The sequence below is a fragment of the Agreia sp. genome (assembly GCF_964263775.1).
In the GTDB taxonomy this organism is placed as follows: Bacteria; Actinomycetota; Actinomycetes; order Actinomycetales; family Microbacteriaceae; genus Agreia.
Window position 1 is genome coordinate 1 of the sequence record NZ_CAXVWM010000098.1, and the last position, 26406, is coordinate 26406.

The 26406-nt window shown below is 66.8% G+C and carries 22 protein-coding genes; 12 read left to right on the forward strand and 10 right to left on the reverse strand.

The window, feature by feature from the left end:
- Window positions 1–14 precede the first annotated feature (14 nt).
- Both ACE5CZ_RS07645 and ACE5CZ_RS07650 read left to right on the forward strand, forming a co-directional pair.
- On the forward strand, window positions 15–1721 hold the full coding sequence (locus tag ACE5CZ_RS07645) for an AMP-binding protein (protein ID WP_374946733.1): 1707 nt from the start codon (window positions 15–17) through the stop codon (window positions 1719–1721).
- 64 nt (window positions 1722–1785) lie between these two features.
- Window positions 1786–1965, forward strand: coding sequence for a hypothetical protein (locus ACE5CZ_RS07650; protein ID WP_044439183.1), 180 nt, complete (start codon window positions 1786–1788; stop codon window positions 1963–1965).
- Window positions 1966–2000: 35 nt separating this feature from the next.
- On the opposite strand, the gene ACE5CZ_RS07655 is transcribed toward ACE5CZ_RS07650, so the two are convergent.
- Window positions 2001–3497, reverse strand: coding sequence for an SDR family NAD(P)-dependent oxidoreductase (locus ACE5CZ_RS07655; RefSeq protein ID WP_374946734.1), 1497 nt, complete (start codon window positions 3495–3497; stop codon window positions 2001–2003).
- Window positions 3498–3543: 46 nt separating this feature from the next.
- Between ACE5CZ_RS07655 and ACE5CZ_RS07660 the strand changes: the two genes are divergently transcribed.
- Complete coding sequence (locus ACE5CZ_RS07660) at window positions 3544–4011, forward strand: NUDIX domain-containing protein (RefSeq protein WP_374946735.1); 468 nt, start codon at window positions 3544–3546, stop codon at window positions 4009–4011.
- Window positions 4012–4021: 10 nt separating this feature from the next.
- Here ACE5CZ_RS07660 and ACE5CZ_RS07665 read toward each other — a convergent pair whose 3' ends face one another.
- A complete protein-coding gene (locus tag ACE5CZ_RS07665) occupies window positions 4022–4456 on the reverse strand; it encodes a DUF3592 domain-containing protein (RefSeq protein WP_374946736.1) in 435 nt (144 codons plus the stop codon).
- An 18-nt stretch (window positions 4457–4474) separates the two neighbouring features.
- Window positions 4475–6955: an ATP-dependent DNA ligase gene (locus ACE5CZ_RS07670; RefSeq protein ID WP_374946737.1), complete on the reverse strand. Its 2481-nt coding sequence runs from the start codon at window positions 6953–6955 to the stop codon at window positions 4475–4477.
- Window positions 6956–7026: 71 nt separating this feature from the next.
- On the opposite strand from ACE5CZ_RS07670, the gene ACE5CZ_RS07675 reads away from it, so the two are divergent.
- The 4 genes from ACE5CZ_RS07675 to ACE5CZ_RS07690 are packed head-to-tail and all read left to right on the forward strand — an operon-like array spanning window position 7027 to window position 10845.
- Entirely contained in the window at window positions 7027–7962 is a 936-nt protein-coding gene (locus ACE5CZ_RS07675; RefSeq protein ID WP_374946738.1) for a Ku protein, read from the forward strand.
- A gap of 9 nt (window positions 7963–7971) precedes the next feature.
- On the forward strand, window positions 7972–9126 hold the full coding sequence (locus tag ACE5CZ_RS07680) for an acyl-CoA dehydrogenase family protein (RefSeq protein WP_374946739.1): 1155 nt from the start codon (window positions 7972–7974) through the stop codon (window positions 9124–9126).
- Window positions 9123–9632: a gamma carbonic anhydrase family protein gene (locus ACE5CZ_RS07685; protein ID WP_374946740.1), complete on the forward strand. Its 510-nt coding sequence runs from the start codon at window positions 9123–9125 to the stop codon at window positions 9630–9632. The genes ACE5CZ_RS07680 and ACE5CZ_RS07685 overlap by 4 nt, the downstream gene beginning before the upstream one ends.
- A complete protein-coding gene (locus tag ACE5CZ_RS07690; protein ID WP_374946741.1) occupies window positions 9622–10845 on the forward strand; it encodes a glycoside hydrolase family 3 N-terminal domain-containing protein in 1224 nt (407 codons plus the stop codon). The genes ACE5CZ_RS07685 and ACE5CZ_RS07690 overlap by 11 nt, the downstream gene beginning before the upstream one ends.
- A 21-nt stretch (window positions 10846–10866) precedes the next feature.
- On the opposite strand, the gene ACE5CZ_RS07695 is transcribed toward ACE5CZ_RS07690, so the two are convergent.
- Both ACE5CZ_RS07695 and ACE5CZ_RS07700 read right to left on the reverse strand, forming a co-directional pair.
- Window positions 10867–12003, reverse strand: a complete 1137-nt coding sequence (locus ACE5CZ_RS07695; RefSeq protein WP_374946742.1) for a bifunctional 2-methylcitrate synthase/citrate synthase — start codon at window positions 12001–12003, stop codon at window positions 10867–10869.
- A 78-nt stretch (window positions 12004–12081) separates the two neighbouring features.
- Entirely contained in the window at window positions 12082–12966 is an 885-nt protein-coding gene (locus ACE5CZ_RS07700) for a DUF4349 domain-containing protein (RefSeq protein WP_374946743.1), read from the reverse strand.
- Window positions 12967–13083: 117 nt separating this feature from the next.
- Between ACE5CZ_RS07700 and ACE5CZ_RS07705 the strand changes: the two genes are divergently transcribed.
- Window positions 13084–14067: an aldo/keto reductase gene (locus ACE5CZ_RS07705; protein ID WP_374946744.1), complete on the forward strand. Its 984-nt coding sequence runs from the start codon at window positions 13084–13086 to the stop codon at window positions 14065–14067.
- A gap of 10 nt (window positions 14068–14077) precedes the next feature.
- Here the strand turns inward: ACE5CZ_RS07705 and ACE5CZ_RS07710 are convergent, their stop codons facing one another.
- The 5 genes from ACE5CZ_RS07710 to ACE5CZ_RS07730 form a co-directional block, all read right to left on the reverse strand.
- Window positions 14078–14902, reverse strand: coding sequence for an aldo/keto reductase (locus ACE5CZ_RS07710; protein ID WP_374946745.1), 825 nt, complete (start codon window positions 14900–14902; stop codon window positions 14078–14080).
- A gap of 39 nt (window positions 14903–14941) precedes the next feature.
- Entirely contained in the window at window positions 14942–15595 is a 654-nt protein-coding gene (locus tag ACE5CZ_RS07715) for a pyridoxal 5'-phosphate synthase (protein WP_374946746.1), read from the reverse strand.
- 2 nt (window positions 15596–15597) lie between these two features.
- Window positions 15598–16809, reverse strand: a complete 1212-nt coding sequence (locus tag ACE5CZ_RS07720; RefSeq protein ID WP_374946747.1) for an MFS transporter — start codon at window positions 16807–16809, stop codon at window positions 15598–15600.
- A gap of 12 nt (window positions 16810–16821) precedes the next feature.
- On the reverse strand, window positions 16822–20643 hold the full coding sequence (gene hrpA, locus ACE5CZ_RS07725; RefSeq protein WP_374946748.1) for an ATP-dependent RNA helicase HrpA: 3822 nt from the start codon (window positions 20641–20643) through the stop codon (window positions 16822–16824).
- Window positions 20644–20742: 99 nt separating this feature from the next.
- Window positions 20743–21606: a patatin-like phospholipase family protein gene (locus tag ACE5CZ_RS07730; protein ID WP_374946749.1), complete on the reverse strand. Its 864-nt coding sequence runs from the start codon at window positions 21604–21606 to the stop codon at window positions 20743–20745.
- 140 nt (window positions 21607–21746) lie between these two features.
- On the opposite strand from ACE5CZ_RS07730, the gene ACE5CZ_RS07735 reads away from it, so the two are divergent.
- The 4 genes from ACE5CZ_RS07735 to ACE5CZ_RS07750 are packed head-to-tail and all read left to right on the forward strand — an operon-like array spanning window position 21747 to window position 26395.
- Window positions 21747–22793 (forward strand): PLP-dependent cysteine synthase family protein, encoded by a 1047-nt coding sequence (locus tag ACE5CZ_RS07735; protein ID WP_374946750.1) that lies wholly within the window; start codon window positions 21747–21749, stop codon window positions 22791–22793.
- A gap of 37 nt (window positions 22794–22830) precedes the next feature.
- Window positions 22831–24132, forward strand: coding sequence for an NtaA/DmoA family FMN-dependent monooxygenase (locus tag ACE5CZ_RS07740; protein WP_374946751.1), 1302 nt, complete (start codon window positions 22831–22833; stop codon window positions 24130–24132).
- Window positions 24132–25562 (forward strand): aromatic amino acid lyase, encoded by a 1431-nt coding sequence (locus tag ACE5CZ_RS07745; RefSeq protein WP_374946752.1) that lies wholly within the window; start codon window positions 24132–24134, stop codon window positions 25560–25562. Before ACE5CZ_RS07740 ends, ACE5CZ_RS07745 begins: the two co-directional genes overlap by 1 nt.
- A complete protein-coding gene (locus tag ACE5CZ_RS07750) occupies window positions 25559–26395 on the forward strand; it encodes an aldo/keto reductase (RefSeq protein ID WP_374946753.1) in 837 nt (278 codons plus the stop codon). Before ACE5CZ_RS07745 ends, ACE5CZ_RS07750 begins: the two co-directional genes overlap by 4 nt.
- Window positions 26396–26406 lie beyond the last annotated feature (11 nt).

Sequence of the window (26406 nt, forward strand, 5' to 3'; positions counted from 1 at the left end):
AGTAAAGTCAGAGGGTGCTCAGAGCAGAGAATCCACCCGAATCACCCCGACCATGGCTCGCGAGCTACCCCTCCGGACAGGACTCCGACATTCCGGAGATCACGTTCCGCTCGATTCCCGAGCTCGTGGCGGCCACCTGCGAGAAGTTCGGCGACCAGCCCGCGTTCTCCAACATGGGGCACGCGTTGTCGTTTCGTGAGGTCGACGAGCTCTCCGATCGGATGGCCGCCTTCTATCAAAAAGAGTTAGGCCTCGTCCCGGGCGATCGCATTGTCATTCAACTGCCCAACCTGCTGCAGTTTCCCGTCGCCATGTTCGGGGCGCTGAAGGCCGGCCTGGTCGTCGTCAACGCGAATCCGCTGTACACGGCGCACGAACTCAAATCCATTCTCGTCGACTCGGGCGCCGTGGCCATCGTCGTGCTCGAAAACTTCGCGGTCACCCTCGACCAGGAGATCGGTGGAACCGACATCCGGCACGTCATTCTGACCTCGGTCGGCGACCTGCTGCCGCTGCCCCAGCGGGCCTTCACCAACTTCGCTGTGCGCTACGTCAAGAAGATGGTTCCCGCTCACTCACTGACAGGCACGATATCGTTCCGCGATGCGCTGAGCAGGGGAGCGCAACTCGTCTTCGACGCCCCGAGTCTCGCGCCGGAGGATCTCGCGTTCCTTCAGTACACCGGGGGCACGACCGGTGGCACCAAGGCCGCCATGCTGACGCACTACAACATGCTGGCGAACCAGTTCCAGATCATGGGCCCCATTCGTGTGGCGCTTAAGGAAGGCGCGGAGACGGTGATCGCCGCGTTGCCTCTGTACCATGTGTTCTGCCTGACGGTGAACTGCCTCGGTTTCTTCCATTTCGGGGCGCACAACGTGCTCATCACGAATCCCCGCGAAACAGACGCGCTGATCAAGACGGTGGCCAAGTACAGGCCGAGCGTGCTGATCCTCGTGAGCACACTCGCGGCGGCACTGCTCGACCGACCCAACTTCGATACCCTCGACTTCGGGCCGCTCAAGCTGAGCGTCGCCGGCGGCATGGCCTTGCGCACGCAGGTCGCTGAAGAGTGGGAGCGCCGCACGGGCTCCCAGATGGTGGAAGGCTACGGACTGACAGAGGCGTCTCCGGTCGTGTCTGTGAACCCCACCGTGGGCACGGCTCGTCTCGGAACGATCGGACTTCCACTGCCCTCGACCTATGTCGAGATCAGGGACGGTGACGACAAGCCGGTCGCCCTGGGCGAGCGCGGAGAACTCGTCATCTCGGGGCCTCAGGTCATGAAGGGGTACTGGAACAAGCCGGAGGAGTCGGTGAAGACGATCGGACCCGACGGCTGGCTGCACACGGGAGACGTGGCGATCATGGATGCCGACGGGTACGTGACCATCGTCGACCGGATGAAGGACATGATCGTGGTCGGCGGATTCAACGTGTACCCGGCCGAGGTCGAGGAGGCTGTTCTCAGCGATCCCCGCGTCAAAGAGGCAGGCGTGATCGGTGTGAACGACGAGCACTCGGGCGAAACGGTCAAGCTCTTCGTGGTGCGTCATGATCCGTCGTTGACCGAGGCAGACATCCGGGGCTATCTGAAAGAACGCCTCGCTGGCTACAAGCGACCGAAGTACATCGTGTTCCGCGATGAGCTGCCCAAGACGAACGTGGGCAAGATCCTGAGGCGCGAGCTGCGGGAGCCGGGCGACGCGCCCTCGCGATAGTCTGGGCGAACAGTCTTTTCACGCGGCGTATTGACGTCGCCACGACCGAACGGTAGTTGTTTTCATGAGAGTCATCGTCTTCGTCCTGTGCCTGGCTGCCTTCGTCGCCGGGATGGTTGTGATGGCGTACGCCTTCCCCGGAGACGGCGGGTTCTTGGCCGAGGTGTTCGTGGGCGGCGTGCTGCTGTCTTCGGCGGCCGTGTTCGTGCCCATGAGCGTTCTGCGCTGGCTCGACCGCGCCTAAGATCGACCGCGCCTGAGACCGACCGCGCGAAGCGGCTACCAGGCAGCCGGCTTGTAGTCCTTCAAGAAGACTCCGTGCAGGTCGACGCCTGCCTCGCCTTGAACGATCGGGTCGTACACGCGTGCGGCACCATCGACCAGGTCGAGCGGGGCATGGAAGCCCTCCTCTGCCAGGCGCACCTTGGTGGGATGCGGACGTTCATCGGTGATCCAGCCCGTGTCGACGCTGGTCATCAGGATTCCATCATTCTCGAGCATCTCTGCGGCACTCGTGCGCGTGAGCATGTTCATGGCCGCCTTCGCCATGTTCGTGTGCGGATGGCCCGGACCCTTGTATCGGCGGGCGAACTGGCCCTCCATTGCAGAGACGTTCACGATGTAGGTGCGGCGGCCGTCTGACGCGGCCAGCACGGGGCGCAGTCGGCTCACGAGGATGAACGGGGCGGTCGTGTTGGCCAGCTGCACCTCGAGCATCTCGAGCGGATCGACGTGCTCGACATTCTGGGTCCAGCTGTTCACGTCGTGCAGGTCGGGAACCAGCCCGCCCGCGTCGATCGCGGTGCCCGCGGCGAGTCGGTCGAGCGAGCTGGAGCCCGGCGCCATCGCAAGGCTCGTCAGTTCGGAAGCCGTGAGCTTGTCGGCCACCAGCGCGGTGGATCCCAGAATGGGGTGCGCCGCGACCGATGCGGCGAGGGCTTGGGGATGCTGGTCGTTTGTGTGGCCGAAGGTCACCAGCTCGGGCAGCGGGAGGTCGGTCGGCAACGGTTCCAGCTCGGCGTCGGTCAGCGGCGCGTACGATCCGGGGGAGCGTTTGACGGTCTGCGCGGCATTGTTGATGAGGATGTCGAGGGGGCCCTCTGCGGCGACGGCGTCGGCGAGGGCGATCACCTGTGCCGGGTCGCGCAGGTCGATGCCGACGACCTTCAACCGGTGCACCCATTCCGAGGCGTCGGGAAGGCTGGAGAATCGACGGACGGCGTCGCGCGGGAAGCGGGTCGTGATGGTGGTGTGGGCTCCGTCGCGCAGGAGGCGCAGCGCGATGTACATGCCGATCTTCGCGCGACCGCCCGTGAGAAGCGCCCGCTTGCCGGTGAGATCGGTGCGGGCATCCCGTTTCTGGTGGCTCAGGGCCGCGCAGTCGGGGCAGAGCTGGTGGTAGAAGGCGTCGACCAGGGTGTAATGCTGCTTGCAGATGTAGCAGGCGCGCGACTTCAGCAACGTACCCGCCGTGGCCGCCTCTGTGCTCGTCGCGAGCGGGATGCCGCGGGTCTCGTCGTCGATGCGATCGGACGCGCCGGTCGCGGTGGCCGCAACGACCGCCTTGTCTGCCTCGGCGATGCGAGCACGCTTCGCTTGCCGGCCGTGATTCTTGACTGCCTTGAACATCTTGGCCGTGGCCCGGCGAACGGCCACGAAATCCGGATGCTCCTGCTCGAGCGTATGCAGCTGGGCCAGTACCCGAAGGGTCACCTCGAGCTCGTCGGCGCTGAAGCCGGAGGGCGGCGATTCGGGGTCGTGAGGCAGGTCTGTCATAACCGAACGATTCTACCCGCGCCCGCTGTGCGCCTAGTCTCGTCTCATGGCGACTCCTGATTTCGTTCTGGCCCTGCGCGAGAAGATCGGTCACGCACCGCTCTGGCTTTCGGGGGTGACCGCCGTGGTCATTCACGGCGACAGTGTGCTGATGGTCCGGCGCTCCGACAACGGCGCCTGGACGCCGGTCACCGGCATCATCGATCCGGGAGAGCAGCCGGCGACGTCGGCCGCCCGCGAGGTGCTGGAGGAGGCCGGAGTGGTCGCCGTCGCCGAGAATCTCTCCTGGGTGCACACGCTCCCGATGCTCACCTACTCCAACGGCGACCAGACCGAGTACCTCGACCTCACGTTCCGCATGCGCTATGTCTCGGGCGACCCGTATCCCGCCGACGGGGAGAACACGGAGGCCCGTTGGTTCGCGATCACCGAGCTGCCGGAGATGTCTCTCGATATGCGCACACGCATCCGCTACGCCCTCGACGACGTGCCGTCTGCACGGTTCGAGTTCTGACGCGCACCCGTTATTCGATGACGGCGATCACGATCGACAGCACGACGCTCAGCACGCCGACGCCGACGAAGATGTAGCCGAGCAATCGCAACAGGTGGCCCTCCCGGTGGGCGGGGTCGGTACGCGCCTGCTCCGGACGTCGCGGGTTGACGAAGACGGTGACGTCATCGCCCTCGACGAGGTGGGCGGTCTCCTCGGTGTCTGCGGGCAGCTCGTAGAGGCGGCCGTCTTCGCCCAGCCACCGAAAAACGTGCGTGTCGTCGGCGTCAAAACCCGGCGCATCCGGAACCGGGTGACGCGCGACGATCACCGCCATCGTCTCGGTCCAGCCGCTGAAGGCGAGGCGGCGCAGGTAGCCGGCGATGAGAAGGGGGATGCCGACGAACAGTCCGATCCACGAGAGCAGCTCCACAACCAGCGATGCTGCGTCGAGGGGCGTGGTCATGGAATCGATTTTAGAGGTCTACGCGAGTCGCGGCTCTTCGACGACCACTCCGTCGGGAGTCTTGTCTGTTCGCCAGCCGCGCCAGACGGGCTGGCGAAGCCGGTTCGTCGAGGTCCATTCGGCGAACTCGACCTCGCCGACGTCGGATGGCGTGATCCAGTGCGCGTCTCGCGCGTCTGCCGCCGGAACCTGCTCGGCAGGGGGCGTCTTGCGCTCCATCCGCGCAAAGCGTGCCTTCAACTCGGAAAGATCGCGTTCGCTGAATCCCGTTCCGACCCGTCCGACATAACGCAGCTCGCCTTCCTGCGGAACCGCGAGCAGCAAGGATCCGATCGTGTCGGCCCGCCGACCGGCGCCGGGCCGCCAGCCCACGACCACGACCTCCTGGGTCTTGTGCAGCTTCAGCTTGATCCACGCGGGCGAGCGCTTGCCCTGTCGATAGGTGGAATCGCGTTTCTTCGCAACGACCCCCTCGAGGCGGAGCTCGGCGCTCGCGGCGAGGGCCTCGTCGAGGTCGCCCTCATACGCGGGCGGAACCTGAACGAGAGAACCCGTGTCTGAGTGCACGAGCTTCTGCAGCGCCGCCCGCCTGTCGTCGTAGGTGAGCGAACCGAGCGACTCCGCGCCCTCCTCGAGCGCGTCGAAGACGAAGAAGTGAGCCCGGGTAGACGCGATCGCGCGCTCGACGTCGGCCTTCTTTGTGAGCTTCATGCGGCCCTGCAGGCGTCCGAAGTCGGGTCGGCCGCGCGCATCGAGGGCGACGATCTCGCCGTCGAGCACGCAGTCTGTCGAGGCATCGATAGAGCCGGCGACGGCCTCGGCGATGTCGGGAAAGCCGAGGGTGAGATCGTTGCCGTTGCGGCTCGTGAGTCGAACGGAGCCGTGCTGCACGCGGGCGATCGCCCGGATGCCGTCCCACTTCATCTCGAACGCCCAGCCTGCGGGGGAGTCATCGGCCAGAACGGATCCCGCAGTTCCCAACGTCGCCAGCATGGGTGAGATCGAGCGCCGGTCGGAGCCGTCGGTCGGCGCGACTTTCGTTGCCGCCTTCGTTGCCGTCTTCGTCGCCGCCTTTTCTGCAGAATGCGGCGCGTGCGCATCCTGCGACGGATCCATCAGGTGGATCAGCCAGTTGTTCTCAGCCCGCCCGGCGCCGCCCGTATGGATGAGCGCCAACCGACGCGGCTCGCCCAGCCCTGTCGACTTGGTTCCGGTCAGGGTCGCGATCACCTCCTTGCCGTCGCGCCATTTCTCGAGTTCGTAAGTGCCTGCATCCCAGATCGTCACCTCACCGCCGCCGTATTCGCCGGCCGGGATGGTGCCCTCGAACGAGCCGTACGCGAGCGGATGGTCTTCGGTCTGCACCGCGAGATGGTTCTGCTTACCCGAGGTGGGCACGCCCTTCGGCAGGGCCCAGCTCACGAGCACGCCGTCGTGCTCGAGTCGGAAGTCGTAGTGCAGCCGCCGGGCGTGGTGCTCTTGGATGACGAACGAGCGTCCCTCCGTGGGCTGCGCGGCCTCGCTCGGCACAGGTTCAGGCGTCTTGGATGCGTCGCGCTTCTGCCGATAGGTCGCCAGCCGGTCTGCGGTCGGCTCGAGTGCCTCGAGATGACCCTTTACCAGGTCGGCGAGCGGATCGCCCCGGCGCTTCACCCGCCGAAGGACCTCGGTGAAGTCGAGTTGGGCGAGAGCGGGGCTGGCCAGTTCGCGCCAGGTGCGGGGAGCCGCGACCGTCGGATGCGACCGCCCACGCAGCGAGTACGGGGTGATCGTGGTCTTCGCCCCGTTGTTCTGGCTCCAGTCGACGAGCACCTTGCCGCGGCGCAGCTCTTTCTTCATGTCGCTGACGACGAGATCGGGATGGGCGGACTCCAGCGCGCGGGCCAGTTCGTGGGCCACGGCCGAGACCTCATCGGAGGTCTGTTTGCCGTCGAGGGCCGCGTAGAGGTGGATGCCCTTCGATCCGCTGGTCACCGGCATGGGATCGAGACCCATGTCGCGCAAAATGGCACGCGCCTCGCGGGCGACCTCGGCGCACTCCGCGAGCCCTGCACCCTCGCCGGGGTCGAGGTCGAGCACGAGCCGGTCGGGATTCTTCGGCTCACCCGTTCGCGCGAACCGCCACTGGGGAACATGGATCTCGAGGGCCGCGATCTGCGCGAGCCAGGTCAGCGTGGCGAGATTGTTGACGAGCGGGTACTCGTTGGAGCGGCTCTTGTGCTCGATCGCGCCGCGGGCGACCCAGTCGGGCGTCGAGTCGTCGAGGTTCTTCTGAAAGAACATCTCGCCGGGATGCTCCGCGGTGCCGACCCCGTTCACCCACCTCTTGCGCGTGGCCGGCCTCTCGCGGGCATGCGGGATCAGAACGTGGGCGATCGATGCGTAGTAGTCGAGCACCTCTCCCTTCGTCGTTCCCGTCTCGGGGTACAGCACCTTGTCGAGATTCGTGAGGGTGAGTCTCTGCCCGCCCACGGATACCACTTGTTTCGTCGCGCTCATGCTGACATTCTCTCCACGATGTGGGGGTCAAGGGCTAGTGCTTGCATCGTGAGAGGAGTTCACTCGTAATCATGAGAGCCATCTGGAAGGGTGCCGTGACGTTCGGCCTCGTCAACGTTCCCGTGAAGGTCTACGCCGCGACCGAAGATCACGACATCGCCCTGCACCAGGTGCACGACGAAGACGGCGGGCGCATCCGCTACCAGCGGCGTTGCGAGATCTGCGGCAAGGTCGTCGACTACGCGCACATCGACAAGGCGTACGACGACGGCGAACGCACGGTCGTTCTCACGGGTGAGGACCTCGCGAGCCTGCCCGAGGAGAAGAGTCGCGAGATCGACGTGGTGGAATTCGTGCCGAGCGACCAGATCGATCCGATCATGCTCGACCGCAGCTATTTTCTCGAGCCCGACTCGTCGAGCGCCAAGTCGTATGTGCTGCTGCGACGCACCCTCGAGCAGACGGATCGCACGGCGATCGTGCACTTCGCATTGCGCCAGAAGACCCGGCTGGGCGCGCTACGAGTGCACGGCGACGTGTTGATGCTGCAGTCGCTGCTCTGGTCTGACGAGGTGCGCGAGGCGTCGTTTGCCGCGCTCGACGAACGGGTGCGTATCACCGCGAAAGAGCTCGACATGTCGAGCGCGCTCGTCGACAGCTTTGCGAGCGACTTCTCGCCCGAGGATTTCACCGATGACTACCAGGAGCAGTTGCGCACGCTCATCGACGCGAAACTCGAGCAGGGCGAGGCCCTCGACACCGAGGCGACGTTCGGCGAGCAGCCCGAGAAGGAGTCGGGAGGCGAGGTCATCGACCTGATGGAGGCGCTGCGGCGCAGCGTCGAGCGCAACGCGGCGAAGAAGAAGCCTGCTCCCAAGAAAACGGCTGCGGCGAAGAAACCCGCGGCGAAGAAGCCCGCAGCGAAGGAGCCTGCGGCGAAGAAGCCTGCGGTGAAAAAGTCTGCCGCGAAGGAGGAGCCCGTCGCCGAGAAGAAGCGCCGGGCGTAGTGTAGGGCCGTGTCTTTCCCGCTGATCCCCGACGACGTGATCGAACGCATCCGATCGCGCGCGGCGGGCTATGACCGGAACAACGCTTTTGCGCACGAAGACCTCGACGAACTGACGGAATACGGATACCGGCGGATGTTCGCTCCCGTCTCCCGGGGTGGGCTCGGGCTGGGGCTGGCCGCGGTGGCACGCGAACAGCGGCGCCTCGCCGCGGCCGCGCCGGCGACTGCGCTGGCGATCAACATGCACCTCGTCTGGACCGGCGTGGCGAAGACCCTCTTCGATCGGGGCGACGACTCGCTCGCCTTCGTGCTCGACGAGGCGGCGACGGGCGAGATCTTCGCGTTCGGTAACAGCGAGGCCGGCAATGACCTGGTGCTGCTCGACTCGCGCACTCGTGCCGACCCTCACCCCGACGGCTCCTATTCGTTCACCGGGCGCAAGATCTTCACGTCGCTGTCGCCGGTGTGGACGCGACTCGGCGTGTTCGGCCGCGACGACACGAGCCCGGATGCGCCCCAGCTCGTGCACGCGTTCATCGATCGGGCGGCCGACGGATACCGCATAGACGACGACTGGGATTCCCTCGGGATGCGCGCGACCCAGAGCCACACCACTCTTCTCGACGGCGTCACGGCACCCGCCGACCGGGTATTTCGACGCGTCGCACCGGGGCCGAGCGCCGACCCGCTGGTCTTCGCCATCTTCGCGAACTTCGAGGTGCTTCTGGCCGCTGTGTACGCCGGCATCGCCGACCGGGCCCTGGAACTCGCGGTCGAGGCGGCCCACACCAGGACGAGCCTGAAGTCGGGAGGCCGGCCGTACGCATCCGACCCCGCCATTCGTCACCGGGTGGCCGAGGCGGGTATCGCGCTCGACGCCCTCGAGCCGCAGATCGTGGGATTGGCGCGGGATGTCGACGAGCTCGTCGACCACGGCGCCCTGTGGTTCGCCAAACTCGTCGGTCTGAAGGTGCGCGCCACGGAGACTGCGCGAGTCGTGGTCGACCAGGCCATCCGGGTCACCGGCGGCTCGGCGATGTCGAACGCGAGCGAGCTCGGCCGGTTGTACCGCGACGTTCTGGCGGGGATGTTCCATCCCTCCGACGGAGAGTCCGCCCACGCCACGGTCGCGAATGCCCTTCTCGGGCCGGTGCCCGAATGAGCCTCATTCCGTTCGAGGGACAGACTCCGCAGGTCGCCGACGACGTCTGGCTCGCGCCCAGCAGTACCCTCATCGGCCGGGTGAGTCTCGGCGCATTCAGCAGCGTCTTCTTCGGAACCTTGCTGCGTGGCGACTCGTCCGACATCGTGCTGGGAGAGCGCAGCAACCTGCAGGACAATGTCGTCGTTCACGCCGACGCCGGGTATCCGGCTCGCGTCGGAGACGGTGTCAGCGTAGGCCACGGCGCCGTGTTGCACGGGTGCACGATCGGTGACGACAGCCTCATCGGCATGAACGCCACGGTGCTGAACGGGGCCGTGATCGGCGCGAACTGTCTCATCGCGGCCGGCGCCGTCGTGCTCGAGGGCGCCGTGGTGCCCGATGGATCGCTCGTGGCCGGGGTGCCGGGCCGGGTACGACGCGAGCTGACCGAGGACGAGCGCGAGGGCATCCGCACGAACGCGAGCCACTACGTCGAGTTGTCTCGGGCCTACGGTGCGTCGTAGCGTCGCGGGGCTGCCCGCGATCGTCTGCGTCGGTCTCCTCCTGACCTCGTGCTCCTCGTTCGTCGGTGGCCCGTTCGCGCGTGCGGACGAATCATCGACGGGCGCGACGAGTGCGACGGCGACGGCGACGGCCCAAGCCGAACCCGAGCCCGAGCCCGTCGAAAGTGCACCCTCGGTCGATGAGCTGACGGCCCAGTACGTGTCGGTACGACTCGACGCGATGACCCTCGAGCAGAAGGTCGCCTCGATGTTCATCGTGGGCGCCCCGGGTCTGGATGGCCCGGCCTGGCAGGCGACCGTGTCGTCGAGGGGCCTCGGAGGTCTCATTCTGATGGGCTACAACGTGCCGGCCACGCCCGAAGAACTCGCTGCACTGACCGCCATGGTGTCGTCGGGCGACGGGCTCTCTCCGCTCATCGCGATCGATGAGGAGGGAGGCGACGTCACACGCCTTCCCTACGACGGTTACGCGGGCGCGGACACCCTGTCTGCCCAGCCTGCGTCGGCGACGTCGGATGCCTTCTCGGGCAGATCGCAGCTGCTGGGCGGCGCGGGGGTATCGGTCAACTTCGGCATCGTGGCCGACGTCACCGCCGATCCCGCCTCGTTCATGTTCAGTCGGGTGCTCGGTGGCGATGCGGCGGCTGCATCGCCTCGGGTGGCCGCGGCGGTGGAGGGTGAGAACAGTCGCGTCTTCAGCACCCTGAAGCATTTTCCCGGGCATGGTGAGACGACGGGCGACTCGCACTCCAGCGTGCCGCAGAGCGACGTCGACCTGGGCGGCTGGCGATTGCGCGATGCACCGCCCTTCACGGCCGGAATCAATGCGGGTGCCGAGCTCGTGATGTTCGGACACCTCGCTTATACCCCGGTCGATCCGCAGCCCGCGAGCCTCTCCGCCATCTGGCACTCGATCCTGCGCGACGAGCTGGGCTTCACGGGGGTGGCCGTGACAGACGACATGGGCATGCTCGAGGCCACGGGATCGCCCGAATACGCCAGCGCCGACGAGAATGCGATCCGTGCGGTCGCGGCCGGAAACGACCTGCTTCTCTACGTGACCCCGGGCGACGTCGACGCCATGATCGCGGCCGTCGTCGGAGCTGTGCAGTCAGGCCGGATCGACCCCGCGATCGTCGACGACGCGGTGACCCGCGGCCTCGAGTTGCGGCGCGAGCTCTGGCTGCGGCAGCATCCGGAACTCGCGTTCTGAGCCCTTCTCAGCCCTCGACGGTCAGCCCTCGACGTGCCGCTCGTCGTGGCCGGAGTAGGCGCTCAACGGTCGGATCAGCGAATTCGACGCGCGCTGCTCCATGATGTGGGCCGTCCAGCCCACAACACGGCTCGCGACGAAGAGCGGGGTGAACGTCTCGGTATCGAAACCCATGAGGTGATAGGCAGGCCCCGACGGGTAGTCGAGGTTCGGCAGGATGTTCTTGCGTGCGGTCATCGCCGTCTCGAGCGCGTCGTAGAGGGCGCCGAGGTCGGGACGGTCGTAGTGCTCGATCAGCGCGTCGAGGCTCGTCTTCATGGTGGGCACGCGGGAGTCGCCGTGCTTGTAGACGCGGTGGCCGAATCCCATGATCTTGCGCTTGTCTGCGAGGGCCTTCTCGAGCCACCCGGCGGCCTTGTCGGCCCTGCCCACCTCGTCGAACGTGTGCATCACGGCCTCATTGGCGCCGCCGTGCAGGGGGCCCTTCAGGGCGCCGATTCCGCCGACGACGGCCGAGTAGAGATCGGCGAGCGTCGAGGTGATGACGCGCGCGGTGAAAGTCGACGCGTTGAAGGAGTGCTCTGCGTACAGGATCATCGACACGTCGAACGCGTCGACCACGACCAACTCGGGCACGTCGCCGAATGTCATGTGCAGGAAGTTGGCCGAATAGCCCAGGTCGTCGCGGGGCTCGACGACATCATCCCCGCGTCGGCGCCTCTGGTCGTACGCCACGATCGCGGGGATTCTCGCATAGAGCCCCAGCGCCTTCTCGAGGTCGGCTTCGGGCGAGTTCTCGGATGCGCGGGGGTCGCTCGCGCCGATGACGCTCACGGCTGTGCGCAACACATCCATGGGATGAGCTGTGAGCGGCAACTCGTCGATGATGCGTCGCACCGCGACGGGCAGTGCCCGCTGCGCCCTCTCGACCCGCTCGAACTCGGCGAGCTGCTCATCGTTCGGGAGTTCGCCGTGCCAGAGAAGATACGCGACCTGCTCGAAAGAGCACAGTGCTGCCAATTCTTGAACCGGGTAGCCGCGGTAGAGCAGCGAATTGGTTTCGGGATTGACCTTGGAGATGGCCGTCGTGTCGACCACCACCCCCGCCAGGCCTTTATGAATGCGAGGTTCTTCGTGGACGGCGGGCGAATCTGACACGGGTGAGCTCCTTCGCAAAGACGGCGGCGCCCGCCTGATCGGGGCGCCGCCGCCATGCTATCGAATCCGGATGACGGATCAGCTGGTGGGCGGAGCTGATGATGACGGCGACGGAGAGGACGAGGCGGCGGGCGCGGTGCGGCGCGAGACGACCCGGATGATGACGACAGTGATCGCCGCCAGCACGACCAGCACGAGAAGCCAGGGCAGGCCGATACCGAGGGCGACGAGCGAGCCGGTGAGGGCCGCGACGAGTGAGTTCCAGCCTACGACGATGCCGCCCCAGAAGTCTTTCGGCCCACCCGTGGGAACGGTGCCCGCTTCATACAGTTGCAGGTCGATCGTGGAGTATGCGACCTGGTCACCCAGCAGGTCACGCTGCGCTCTGAGCGAGTCGAGGTCGGCCTGGCGCGTGGAGATGGCCGACTCCAGCACGATCAGATCATCGATGTCGGTGGCGGCGGCCATCAGGTCGAGCAGGCGGTCGACCGATCCCTGCATGGCCGTGATTCGCGCATCCAGATCGGTGGTCTGAGCCGTGACGTCGGTCGACGAGATCGACACGGACTCGACAGTGCCGAGCTTCTTCAGGTCGTCGAGCGTCTCGGTGACATCGTCTTCGGGCACCCGGATCGTGAGCTGAGCGCTCGCGGACTGCGAACCGGCTCCGGCCTGCTCGGAACGATTATCGATGTGGCCGCCGTGATTCTCGACGACCGTGACCGCCTCGGCGCTCGCTTCGACGGGATCTGTGACGCTGATCGAGACCCAGCCCGTCGTGATGATCTGCGCTTCCGTCTGCATCGAGCCGTCTTCGGCGATGCCGGTTGACGATTTGTCTTGCTGGGGTGAGACCGGACGCGAGCCGTCGGATGGCGAGGACATGCCCGAGGAACTCGAACATCCGGCCAGGAGCAGGATCGTTGCGACGGAGGCGACGGCAGTGAGCGCGAATCTCTTCATGTCGATCACGCTAGAGACCTCTGTCTGGGAGGCGAGTGAGCGAGACCTGATGGTTACCCTCTCGTTATCGCCCCGTTACCACTGCGCTCGTCCGGACAGAGAGCCTAGGCTCGGGCCATGGAATATCGCACCCTCGGACGCACTGGTCGAACCGTTTCGAGCATTGGGCTCGGAACCTGGCAGCTCGGAGCGGACTGGGGTGATGTCAGCGCGGCGGAGGCCCATGCCGTTCTCGACGCGGCCGTGGAATCGGGAGTCACGTTCTTCGACACGGCAGACGTCTACGGCGACGGACGCAGCGAGCAGCTGATCGGTGATTACCTCGAAGCGCACCCCGACAGCGACGTCACCGTCGCGACCAAGATGGGCAGGCGCGAAGCGCAGGATGCCGAGAATTTCACCCTCGAGAATTTTCGCGAGTGGACCGATCGATCTCGGCGCAACCTGAACGTGCAGACGCTCGACCTCGTGCAGTTGCATTGCCCGCCGACGGCGGTGTTCTCGACCGAGGCCATGTACGACGCCCTCGACACTCTCATCGACGATGGCGTCATCGCCAACTACGGAGTGAGCGTGCAGACCTGCGATGAGGCGCTGGCCGCGATCGCGCGTCCGGGCACCGCGACGGTGCAGATCATCCTCAACGCCTTCCGCCTGAAGCCCCTCGAAGCCGTGCTGCCCGCGGCGCTCGAGGCCGGCGTGGGTATCATCGCGCGCGTTCCCCTCGCATCCGGTCTGCTCAGCGGCCGCTACACGGCCGACACGGTGTTCGCGGCCGACGACCATCGCACCTACAACCGCGATGGCAACGCCTTCGACGTGGGCGAGACCTTCTCGGGCGTCGACTTCGAGTCCGGCGTAGCGGCGGCGCGCGAGTTCGCTGCGCTCGTTCCCGATGGCACGACGTCCGCCGCGGCAGCGTTGGCCTGGGTCGCATCGCGACCCGGAGTCAGCTCGGTCATTCCCGGCGCGCGCAACGTGGCCCAAGCCCGTGCGAACGCCGCGGCGGGCTCAGTCGGCTACCTCGGCGAGGCCTTCGAAGACGGAGTGACAGGCATCTACGACCGTTACTTCCGCGAAGCCGTGCACGGCCGCTGGTGAGACACGGCCCTCAATCGAGGTCGTCGGGGTCTTTGCCCGTGCGCTGCCCGCTGTCGAGCGCCATGATGCGGGAGCGGTCGTCATCGTCGAGTTCGAAGTCGAAGACGTCGATGTTCTCGCGGATGCGTGCGGGGGTGCTCGACTTCGGAATGACGATATTGCCGAGGTCGAGTTGCCAGCGCAGCACGATCTGCGCCGGCGACTTCGTGTGCTTCGATGCCACCGCCGCGAGTGTGGGATCGTCAAGGATGCGGCCGCGGGCGAGCGGCGACCAGGCCTCCGTCGCGATGCCGTGCGCGTCATCGTAGGCACGGGTCGTCGCCTGCTGCAGCCACGGGTGCAGCTCGACCTGGTTGATCACCGGCGTCTCCCCGCCCTCCTGGGCCAGCCGTTCGAGGTGGTGCGGGTGAAAGTTCGATACGCCGATCGACCGCACGGCACCGTCGGCCTTGAGGCTCTCGAGCGCTTTCCAGGTCTCGACGTAGCGGTTCTGCCGGGGCGCAGGCCAGTGGATGAGGTAGAGGTCGAGGTACTCGAAGCCGAGCTTGTCGAGGCTGGTGTCGAACGCCCGTCGGGTCTCGTCGTATCCGTGGTCGCTCTGCCAGACCTTGGATGTGACGAACACCTCGTGCCGCGGAACGTCACTCTCGCTGAGCGCCCGGCCCACACCTCTCTCGTTCTCGTAGAACGCGGCCGTGTCGATGTGGCGGTATCCGGCCTCGAGGGCCGAGGCGACGACATCCGTTGCGTCGTCGTCTGAGACCTTGTAGACGCCCAGCCCGAGCTGGGGGATGGCACGTGCGTCGGACAGGGTCACACGGGGAGAGATGGGCACCCGCCTATTATCGACGACGTCCACTGCGCTCTGTTCTGCTCACGGCCAGAGCAGCGTCGTCGACCAGCTCTGGCCCTGACTGCTGTAACGAAGTCTCTGGTGCCGGCGCTCGGTATCCGACTGCCAGAATTCGACGGTCTCAGGCCGAACGCACCAGAGAGTCCACGTGGGCGACACCAGTTCTGGATGCGAGTCGAGCTCGTGGGCTGCCCCATCGATCGCGGCCTCGCTCTCGTCGCGGCTGCCGAGCGGCTCGCTCTGCGGGCTGCCCAGCGCGACGGCGCGCGCGCCGAGGCCCCGACGGGCGAAATCCCGGGCATTGGCCTCGATCGAACCGCGGGTCACGGAGCCGCGGATGCGAACCGATCGGCCGACCGTGGGCCAGTAGAAGGTGAGAGCGGCCACCGGATTCGCGGTGAGCTCGACGCCCTTCGCGCTCGCGGAGCTGCTGGCGAACCACCAGCCCTCGTCGGTGAGGTCCTTCAGGATCAGCACCCGGGCATTGGGAATACCGTCGGCGTCGACGGTGGAGAGGGTCATGGCATGCGGCTCGAGCTGGCCCGCCTCGACGGCCTGGCCGAACCACGACACGAAGAGCTCGAGAGGATTCTTGGGGGCGGTCGCTGGATCGAAGGGCGGGGGCGTGGCCGCCAGGCTCGCCAACGGACGAAGGCTGTCTCGGAGGGGGCGCACGGTCAGAGTCCGCCGATGGCCTGGACCGGCTCGGTGTCGGGAATGGGACTCGCGTCTTTTCCGCGCAGGTCGGGGTGCCAGCGCTTGCCGACGAGTGGAACGAGGAAGCCGAGAAGACCGAGCACGCCGGCGACGTAGAACGCCCCGGAGGCTCCCTGGCCGTCGATCAGGAATCCGGCGAACGCGCTTCCGACGGCCGCGCCGATGAGCTGGCCCGTGCCGACCCAGCCGTAGGCCTCGGCCGTGTCGCTGAAGCGCACGCTGGCCGACACGATCGAGAACATCACTGCGAGGGCCGGTGCGATGCCGATACCGGCGACGAAGAGGGTGACGGCGAGCCACCAGATGTTGAGCGACACCGCGGCGAGGGCCGTGCCGACGAAGACGACGAACATGCGACGGGCGAGCGCCCAGGGCCCGATGGGAACGTGACCGAGCGAGAGTCCGCCGACCAGCGAACCGACCGCGAAGATCGCCAGCACGATTCCGGCTTCGAGGCCATCGTGGCCGAAGGTTGCGACGACACCCGCCTCGATGGCCGCACACGCTGCGACGAGTAGGAATCCGACGATCGTGGCCAGAAGCACCGGGGGCTTGGTGAGCACGGCGCCGAGCTTGCGCCGAGACCGGGGAATGCGCACCCGGCCGAGTTCGGGGCTCGCGATGAACCACGTTCCTCCGCCGACGAGGAAGACCACGGCGAGCAGGATTCCCCACACGGTTCCGACCTGGGTCGAGACGAAGGTGGTGATGACGGGCCCTACCACCCAGATGATCTCTTGTGCCGAGGCATCGAGCGAGAACAGCGGCGTCAGCTGCTTCGAATTGACCATCTTGGGGTAGATAGTGCGCACGGCCGGCTGTATGGGCGGCATCGTGAGGCCGGCGACGAGCGCGACGCCCATGGCGGCCGGAATCGTGAGCGGAAGCAGGGCGATGGCGGAGATCGCGACGGCGCAGATGATCATCGTGAGAGTGATGACCTGGCGCATGCCCCACACGCCCATGAGCCGCGAGGTGAGCGGACCGGCGATGGCCTGGCCGACGCTGAGGGCCGCCAGCACCAGGCCGGCCGCACCGTAGGAGTCGTGCACCTTCTCGATGTGCAGGAGGAAGGCGAGCGAGAGCATGCCGAAGGGGAACCGGGCGGTGAGTTGCGCGGCGATGATGCGCGCGACCCCGCGGGTTTTCAAAAGACTCGAGTAGCTGCTCACAACTTTTCTACTCTACCGTCCAGCCGGTACAAGTGCCTTCTGGATTCGCTGCATGGAGACGGCTTCCGCCGTTCCGAGAGATTGCGCGAACAGGCTCACCCTAAACTCCTCGAGAAGCCAGCGCGCGCGTACGATGTTCGGCGGCGAATGCGGGGCGAGGGGGATGCGGCCACCCGCCTCGGTGTACCGGGTCGTGGCCGAGTGCACCTCGGTCATCCAGGCGCGATCGCGTGCCGCGTTCTCGGCGAGCTTGCCGAGCCGCTGCGTCAGCGCCCCGAGGTAGCGGGGGAGCTGACGGAGTTGACTCGCGCCGGTCGCCGAGACGAAACCGGGGTAGATGAGGCCCTTCAGCTGCTCGCGGGCGTCACCGAGCGCGGCGAGCAGCGCCATGCTCGTGACACCCTTCAGCGCCTTCTCCGCGTCTCTCGCCGCGGACAGGATCGTGGTGACGACGGACACCGTTGTGTACAGCTCGTCCATGACGGTGGCCGACAGGCGGTCTCGGGCCGTCTGGAACCCGGCCTCGTTCCAGAGCATGCCATCCGGTGCCGTTTCGAACAGCGCGCGCCGCGCGACAGCACGCAGGCAGTCGTCGAACAGCGCCTGCACGTTCTGGTACGGGCTGGTCGCCAGCATCAGCTTCTCGTTCTGTGTGAGGTGATCGCGCACGTACGAGAGCGGAGAGGGGACGGCGTTGAGGAGCAGGCGCACGATGCCGTCGGGGGTCTGCAGCGCCTGCTCCTCGGGAGAGGTCATGAGCCGCAGCGCCACGGACGCACCGTTGTCGACGAGGGCGGGATAGGCGCGGATCACTCCGCCGTGCTGCTTCGTGTCGACGAGCCGGGGAAGTTCTCCGATGCTCCACGTCGTGAGACCGGTGCGCTCGAGGTCGCTCGAGATGCGGGTCGTGGCCTTCGCCACGGAGTCACGGGCGGCACCGCGGTGCTTCTGCTGCAAGGCGGGCAGGTCTTTGCCGACCGAGAGGGTCTTGCCCCGTTCGTCGACGACGCGGAACGACATGCGCAGGTGCGACGGCAGGCGCTCGCGGTCGAAGTCGGATGACGCGACGGTCACGTGGGCGAGCCGCGACATGGTCGAGGCGAGGGCCGCAAGGTAGCCCTCGTCGCCGCCGCCCTCGGGAGTCTCGGCGACCAAGCGTACTGCCCAGTCGGTCGAGGGCACGAAATTGCGCCGGATGCTCTTGGGAAGCGACTTGATCAACGCCGTCACCAGTTCGACGCGCAGGCCGGGCACCTGGTACTCGAACGACTCCGGTTTGAGGCGGGGGAGCAGAGCCAGCGGCACGGTGGCCGTGACGCCGTCGTCTTCGGTTCCCGGTTCGAAGCGATAGCTGAGCCCGAGGCGCTGATCTTCCTGCTGCCAAGTGGTCGGGTACTCGTTCTCATCGATCTCGGGCGCACCCTCGGGCACCAGCGCGTCGATTGTCATGGTCAGCAGCTCGGGGGTGTCGTGCTTCGCCGTCTTCCACCAGCCCTCGAAGGTGCGCTGCGAGAACACGTCCCGCGGGATGCGCTCGTGATAGAAATCGAAGACGGCCTCGTCGTCGGTGAGCAGGTCGCGGCGCCTCGAGCGCTCCTCGATCTGCTCGAGTTCTGTGCGGAACGCGCGGTTCGCCCGGTCGAAGGCCTGCTGCGATTCCCAGTCGCCCTCGACGAGCGCGTGGCGAATGAAGAGCTCGCGCGCATACGACGGGTCGACCCGCGAGAACTGGATGCGCCGCTTCTCGACGATGGGCACGCCGAACAGCGTCACGCGCTCGTAGGCCACGACGGAGCCCTGCTTCTTCTCCCAGCGAGGCTCGGAGTAGCTGCGCTTGACGAGGTCGCCGGCAAGCTTCTCGGCCCACGCGGGGTCGATGGCCGCGTTCATGCGCGCGAACAGCCGGCTCGTCTCGACGAGTTCGGCGCTCATCACCGCGGCCGGCTGCTTCTTGGTGAGCACCGACCCAGGGAAGATGCTGAAGCGGGCCTGGCGCGCGCCGACATAGTCTTTCTTCACCGCGTCGCGCAGGCCGATGTGCGAGAGCAGGCCCGACAGGATCGAGCGGTGGATGCCATCCGGGTTCACCGCGGGGTCGCCGATCGTGAGGCCCAGCGGCCTCGACAGCTGCCTCAGCTGGCGATACACGTCTTGCCACTCTCGGACGCGCAGATAGTTGAGGAACTCGTTCTTGCACAGCCGCCGGAACGCGCTCGATGACAGCTCCGACTGCTTCTCTTCGAGATAGTTGAAGAGGTTGAGCAGGGTCAAAAAATCGCTCGTGGGGTCGGTGAAGCGGCCGTGCAGCTCGTCGGCGCGCTGACGGCGTTCGAGCGGGCGCTCCCTGGGATCCTGGATGGTGAGTCCCGCAACGATGAGCATCACCTCGCGGCTCGTGCCCGTGTCTTTGGACTCGATCACCATGCGGGCGAAACGCGGCTCGATGGGCAGTCGCGCGAGGTCGCGACCGATTCTCGTCAGCCGCGGCTGGGCATCCAGAACCTTGCTGTCTGACTGCGGGGCGCGCAGCGCGCCCAGCTCACCGAGAAGGTCGAGGCCGTCTTTGATGCCGCGAGACTCGGGCGGCTGCAGGAATGGGAACGACGCGATGTCTCCGAGGCCGAGCGAGATCATCTGCAGGATCACTGCAGCCAGGTTCGTGCGCAGGATCTCGGGCTCGGTGAACTCGGGCCGCTTCTCGAAATCTTGTTGCGAGTACAGCCGGATGGCGATTCCGTCGCTGGTGCGGCCCGAACGGCCCGACCGTTGGTTGGCCGATGCCTGAGAGATCGCCTCGATGGGCAGGCGCTGCACCTTGGAGCGCACGCTGTAGCGACTGATGCGGGCGGTTCCGGCGTCGATGACGTACTTGATGCCGGGCACGGTGAGGCTGGTCTCGGCGACGTTCGTGGCCAGCACGATGCGTCGACGCACGCCCGGTGTGCTGCTGCGCTGGAACACGCGGTGCTGGTCGGCGCTCGAGAGTCGGCCGTAGAGCGGGAGGATCTCGGTGACGCCGCCCGCCGAGTTGCGGTTGGCGAATTTGCCCTTGAGGGACTCCTCGGCGTCGCGGATCTCGTTCTCGCCCGAGAGGAAGACGAGAACGTCGCCGTCGCTTTCGCGGCCCAGTTCGTCGATCGCCGCGCCGATGGCCTCGAAGACGTCGCGGTCGGGGGTGCTGGGTGCGTGATCGGCGGCATCGACATCGCTGTCGCCGTCTCGGTCGTCGACGTTCGTCTCGGCGACGAGAGGGCGGTAGCGGATCTCGACGGGGAACGTACGGCCGGAGACCTCGACGATCGGGGCGTCATCGAAATGCCGGGAGAAGCTCTGCGGGTCGATCGTGGCCGACGTGATGATCAGCTTGAGGTCGGGCCGCTTCGGCAGCAGCTGCTTGAGGTAGCCGAGCAGAAAGTCGATGTTGAGGCTGCGTTCGTGGGCCTCGTCGATGATGATCGTGTCGTACTTCGAGAGCATGCGGTCGTGATGCATCTCATTGAGCAGGATGCCGTCGGTCATCAGCTTGATGCGGGTGTCTTTGCTCGCCTTGTCGGTGAACCGCACCTGGTAGCCGACCAGGCCGCCGACCTCCTGGCCGAGTTCTTCGGCGATGCGCTCCGCTATCGTGCGGGCGGCGAGTCGGCGTGGTTGCGTGTGGCCGATCGACTCGCGGCCGAGTTCGAGGCAGATCTTGGGAAGCTGCGTGGTCTTGCCCGATCCTGTCGCGCCCGCGACGATGACCACCTGGTTCTCGGCGATCGCGCGCGCGATGTCGTCGCGCCGCTGGCTGACCGGAAGTTCAGGGGGGAAGACGATACGGGGGAGGGAATCCATGAGCATTCCATTCTAGATTCTCCGGCGCAGGTATCGCCTCGACGGACTCAGCCGCGTCGACACGTGAATGCACGTCCCCCGCTTATTCGAACAGCGTGGTTAGTCGGTCTGTGCGAGCACCGCGGCGACACGGGCGGCGGATGCGCGGCCGACCGCGCGACCCGCTTCGGCCGATGCGCGTCGCGTCGTCGGGTCGAGGGAGTTCGGTCCGAAGGCGGCGATCGACGCGGCGTCGGCGTAGATGATCTGCGTCGGCACACCGCCGAGTGCATCGAGTTCGGCGGTCGGGATGGTTCCGACGCCGGGGTCGCCCGCGCCGGGAAGAGGCGAGACGATGACGACCCAATCTGAGCCGGCGGCGAGATCGGCGTTGCTGCCCGAACGCGCCCCGCCATCCATGTAGCGCGCCCCATGGATGGTGACAGGCGGCCAGACGCCCGGAACTGCGCAGCTCGCGGCGATCGCGTCGACGAGTTCGACGCCGCTCGATCGGTCGAAGACCACGAACTCTCCGGTCTCGACCTCTACGGCGGTGATCTTCAGGTCGCGCTGCGGCCAAGCCTGGTCGGCGAGGCGAGAGCGGATGACGTCGAGGCGCACTCCTTCGTCGACCGACGGCGTCTCGAGCGCGAGCCGACCGATGCGTCTGCGGGCGTCCTCGGGCGAGGTGGCACCCTCGACGGCGGCCAGGAATCGCGACTGCAACTCGAGAGCGTCGACGTCGGCTCCGAGCTCGGCGGTCTCTTCTTCGAGCTGCGCAGCGAACGACGCCGCGAGTCCGACCGTTCCGGCCAGCTGCGCAGCGACGGCCGAACCGGCAGACGTGCCGATGATTCGGGTCTTCGGGACGAACAGCCTGTCGACGAGACGGGGATCGGCGTCGAAAAGCCCCTGCACGACTCCCAGTTCCCAGGCGATTCCGGCGACCCCGCCGCCGGCGAAGACAAGTGCTCCTGTGCTCATGCGCATACCTCCAGCTGAATGATTGCCTGCATCGCGAGCCATGCTAGCGCCCGCCGCCCCGCAACGGCACGAGCGGACACCCTGTGTAATAGTGCGACACAGGAGTATGTGGGCCGTTACGGTCGCCGTAGTCTCTGTTCATGACGAACCTGGACACGCTCCCCCTGGCCGCTCCGGCGTCGGGACAGGAGCCGTGTGAGAGCCTCGTCGAAGAGGTCACCCCCTCTGTCGTCTCGCTCATCGGAAACACGCCTCTGATCGAGCTCAACGTGCTCGCCCACGGCCTTCCCGCGCGGGTGCTGGTCAAACTCGAAAGCCGCAACGCGGGCGGGTCGGCGAAGGATCGAATCGCGCTGCACATGATCCGCGCGGCCGAGGCGAGCGGCGTACTGAAGCCCGGCGCCACCATCGTGGAGTCGAGCTCGGGCAATACGGGCATCGGGCTGGCGCTCGTCGGCAGACTCACCGGGCATCCCGTGGTCATCATCCACAGCGCGTACATCTCCGACGAGAAGCGCGCCGTTCTCAAGGCCTACGGCGCGCGTCTTGTCGAGGCCGACTGGGAGGCGCCGCCAGAGAGCCCGAACAATGCGCGCGCGATCGCCGATCGCATCGCCGCAGAGCTGCCCAACGCGTGGCGTCCGTCGCAGTACGAGAACGAGAGCAACCCCGGCGCGCACTACCAGACCACCGGGCCCGAGATCTGGCGACAGACGGCTCACAAGGTCACGCACCTCGTCGCATCCGTCGGCACGGGCGGAACCATCAGCGGAACCGGTCGCTACCTGAAAGACGTCTCTGCCGATCGCATCCGCGTCATCGGTGCCGACCCGACAGGGTCGACCTACAGCGGCAACGCCGCCGGCCCGATCAACGTCGAGGGCGCGGGCAACCGCTGGACCCAGGCCGACTGGCCGCAGACCTACCACCACGAGATCGTCGACGAGTACGTGGTGGTCTCCGACCAGGAGATCTACGACACGGTGCACACGCTCGCCGCCTCTGAGGCTCTGCTGCTCGGGCCGTCGTCGGCGCTTGCCGTGGCCGTCGCCCTGCGTGTTGCGGCACAGGCTCCGAAGGGATCCGTCGTGGTGGCCATCGCTCCCGACACGGGGGCGAACTACCTCACCAAGGCATTCGACGACGCGTGGCTCACCGACCTCGGCGTCGGCACCTATTCGATCTGACCGGCACACTCCCTCCTTCTACTTTTAGGCTCTCGTCATGGCTCTGCTTCACTTCGGATGGTTTCTCGGCGCGGGTTTCGGAGTTCAGGGATGGGGGGATCCCACCTATGGCATCGGCTACGACTGGAAGAAGCCCGACGTCTACCAGGATGCGGCGCGGCTCTTCGAACACAGCGGTCTCGACCTGCTGATCATCGAAGACGGCGTCACGGTTCCCGACACCTATGGCGGCACGAGCGAGGTCAACCTCGCCAACGCTCGCTTCGCGCCGAAGCACGACCCGCTGCCGCTGGTTCCGTACCTGCTGTCGGCGACGCAGAACCTCGGCATCGTGCCCACGCTCAGCGCGTCGTTCTACGAGCCGTTCACGGCGGCCCGGTTGCTGGCGACGCTGCAGCACTTCGCCGACGGCCGCCTCGGCTGGAACGTCGTGACGAGCGGAAGCGACCTCGCCGCCCAGAACTACGGTCTCGACAAGCAGATCGAGCACGACCTTCGCTACGACCGCGCCGACGAGTGGGTCAGCGTCATCCGCAAGCTCTGGCGCAGCTGGGCGCCCGATTCGGTGCTGGAGGACGCCGAGCGCGGGGTGTTCGCCGACTTCACCAAGGTCGCGCCGATCGATCACCAGGGGCAGTTCTTCAGTGTCCGTGGTCCCATCAATACCGTGCCCATGCCCGAGGAGCCCGTGATGGTGCAGGCCGGCGCATCCGGTCGCGGGCGCGACTTCGCGGGCCAGAATTCCGACGTGATCATCGCGCTGTCCTCCACCGCAGAGCGCAACCGCGACTTCCGTGACAGCATCCGCCAGGTCGCGCTCGCGGCCGGTCGAAACCCCGACCAGGTAAAGGTGCTGTTCGCCGTCACGCCGATCGTCACCGCGAACGCCGACGAGACCGCGAGCGTCAGGGCGCGCCGCTCCGACCTCAACCAGGCCGCGATCGACGAGGCCCTGCAGTCGATCTCGTACCTCTCGGGAGTCGACTTCAAGGCGTTCGACCTCGATGCGCCGTTGCCGGAACTCACGACCAACAGCAACCAGGGCACCCTCGACAACTTCGTCAAATCGGCGCCATCCGGCTCCACGCTCCGTGAGATCCTGCAGGTGCGCGCCAACCGAGACGGGCTCGCCGTGATCGGAACGGCCGACGAGATCGTCGACCACCTCGAGGCGCTCGGTGAGGCGAGTGGCGGAGACGGATTCCTCTTCGCCGGCCAGGTGCATCCCGCCAACGTGCACCGCACTCTCGACCCACTCGTGCCCGTTCTGCGGCGACGGGGGCTCATCCGTCGCGAGTTCGGCGACGGCGGGCTGCGCGGCAACCTCCTGGACTTCTGATGCCGGTGCTCCGGCTCGCGGGGCAGCCGATCACCGTCGACGACGTCGTCGCGGTGGCAGACGGCGCGTCGGTCGATCTTGCCCCGGCGGTTGTGCGCACGATCGCCCGGTCGCGGCGCATCGTCGAGTCGGCCCAGGCGTCCGGATCGCCCGTCTACGGACTGAACACCCACCTGGGCGCCGGTCGCGACACGGTCGTCGCGGCCGACGAGATCGCGGCCTTTCAGAACCGGGTCATCGACAACCACCGCGGCAGCATCGGCGATCCGCTGGCCGAGCACGAGGTGCGTGCGCTCGTCTTCGCCCGCGTGGTCGGCTTCAGCCTCGGCGGTTCGGGTGTTCGGCCCGAGCTTGCGGATGCCTACGCCCGGCTTCTCGACGGCGGGCCGCTGCCCGAGGTCTACACGACAGGCTCGGTCGGCGCATCCGATCTCGCCCTGCTCGCCGAGGTCGCCGCGCGCGTGCGCGAGACCCTTCCGTTCGCCGCCGGGGAGGCGCTCGCGGCTCTCAGCGCGAATTCGTACTCGATCGGGGTGGGCGCCCTCGCGGTCGCCGAGCTGCGGGCACTCGTCGGCGAGGCGGATGCCGTGGCCGCACTGTCGCTCGAGGCCTTGGGCGCCGTGGGATCGGGAGGTTCACTCAGCCCGTTCGACGAACGCGTGCACAGCCGGCGTTCGACCGGGCAGCAGCAGACGGCGCTCGCGGTCCGGTCACGGCTGACCGGTGGATTGCTGAACGACGCTGAGCGGGCGAGTTCGGTGCAGGACCCGCTGTCTTTCCGCACGGTGCCGCAGGTGCACGGAGCCCTCCGCGACAGAACCGCCCTCGCTGCGGGCCTTATCGAGGCAGAGCTGAATGCGCCGGGCGACAATCCACTCGTCGTTCCCGGGCTCGACGACGACGAGGGCGTGCTGCTCTCGAACGGCAACTTCGAGCCCCTCGGCCTCGTGCTGGCCCTCGAGAGTCTGCGCGTCGCGCTCACGCACGTGGCCGCGATTTCGGAGCGTCGCACCGCAGCGCTGTCTTCGCTCGCCACACCACTCCGTCGCGCCGGCCGCAACGCGGTTCCCGGCCTCACCTGGTATGCGGCCGCGGCCACGCTCGCCGAGGTTCGGCACCTCGCGAACCCGGTGTCGACATCCGCGACCACCCTCTCTGAAGTCGAAGACCAGGCCTCGTTCGCGCCCCTCGCCGTGCGGCTGCTTCAGCGGCAGATCGAGTTGTGCCGTCAGATCTTCGCCGTAGAGGCGCTGCATGCTGCGGAGCTTCTACGCAGCCTCGAGACGGCCCCGACCCTGGGGCGAGGAACACGCGATCTCGCCGCCGATCTCGTTCGACGTATCGGCGAGTTCGGTACGGGCCGTGCCCTCGTGGCCGATGCCGTCAAGGCCGTTTCGTCGGCCGGCGAACGTGCCAGCATTGACTCATGACCACTCTTTCATCCTCTGTGCCCACGATCACCCTGAATGATGGCAACACCATTCCCCAGCTCGGTTTCGGCGTCTTCAAGGTCGACCCCGACAAGACCTCGCGCATCGTCAGCGAGGCGTTCGAGGTGGGCTACCGTCACATCGACACCGCCAAGATCTACGGCAACGAAGAGGGTGTGGGGCACGCGATCAAGACCAGTGGCATCGACCGTGACGAGCTGTTCATCACCACCAAGCTGTGGAACGCCGACCAGGGGTACGATTCGGGCCTCGCCGCGTTCGAGAAGAGCCTCGGCCGCCTGCAACTCGACTACGTCGACCTGTACCTCATCCACTGGCCCGCTCCAGCGAACGACAACTACGTCGAGGCGTGGAGGGCCCTCGAGCAGATCCGCGAGTCGGGCCGGGCCCGATCGATCGGCGTCTCGAACTTCACGGTCGAACACCTCACCCGCCTGCTGGGCGAGACCGATGTCGTGCCCGCCGTCAACCAGATCGAGCTGCATCCCGAGTTTCAGCAGCGCGAGATCACCGCGTTCGGCCGTGAGCACGACATCGCAACCGAGGCGTGGAGCCCGCTCGCCCACGGCGCGCTGCTGAAAGACCCGAACGTGCAGACTATCGCGGATGCGCACGGCAAGTCGCTGGCCCAGGTGATTCTGCGCTGGCACATCCAGCTCGGCAACATCATCTTTCCGAAGTCGAACAGTCGTGACCGCATCGCCGAGAACTTCGAGATCTTCGACTTCGAGTTGACCGATGCCGAGCAGGCGTCGATCACAGACCTCGAGAAGGACGGTCGCGTCGGCGGCCACCCCGACGAGGTCAACTGACGTTCCGAATC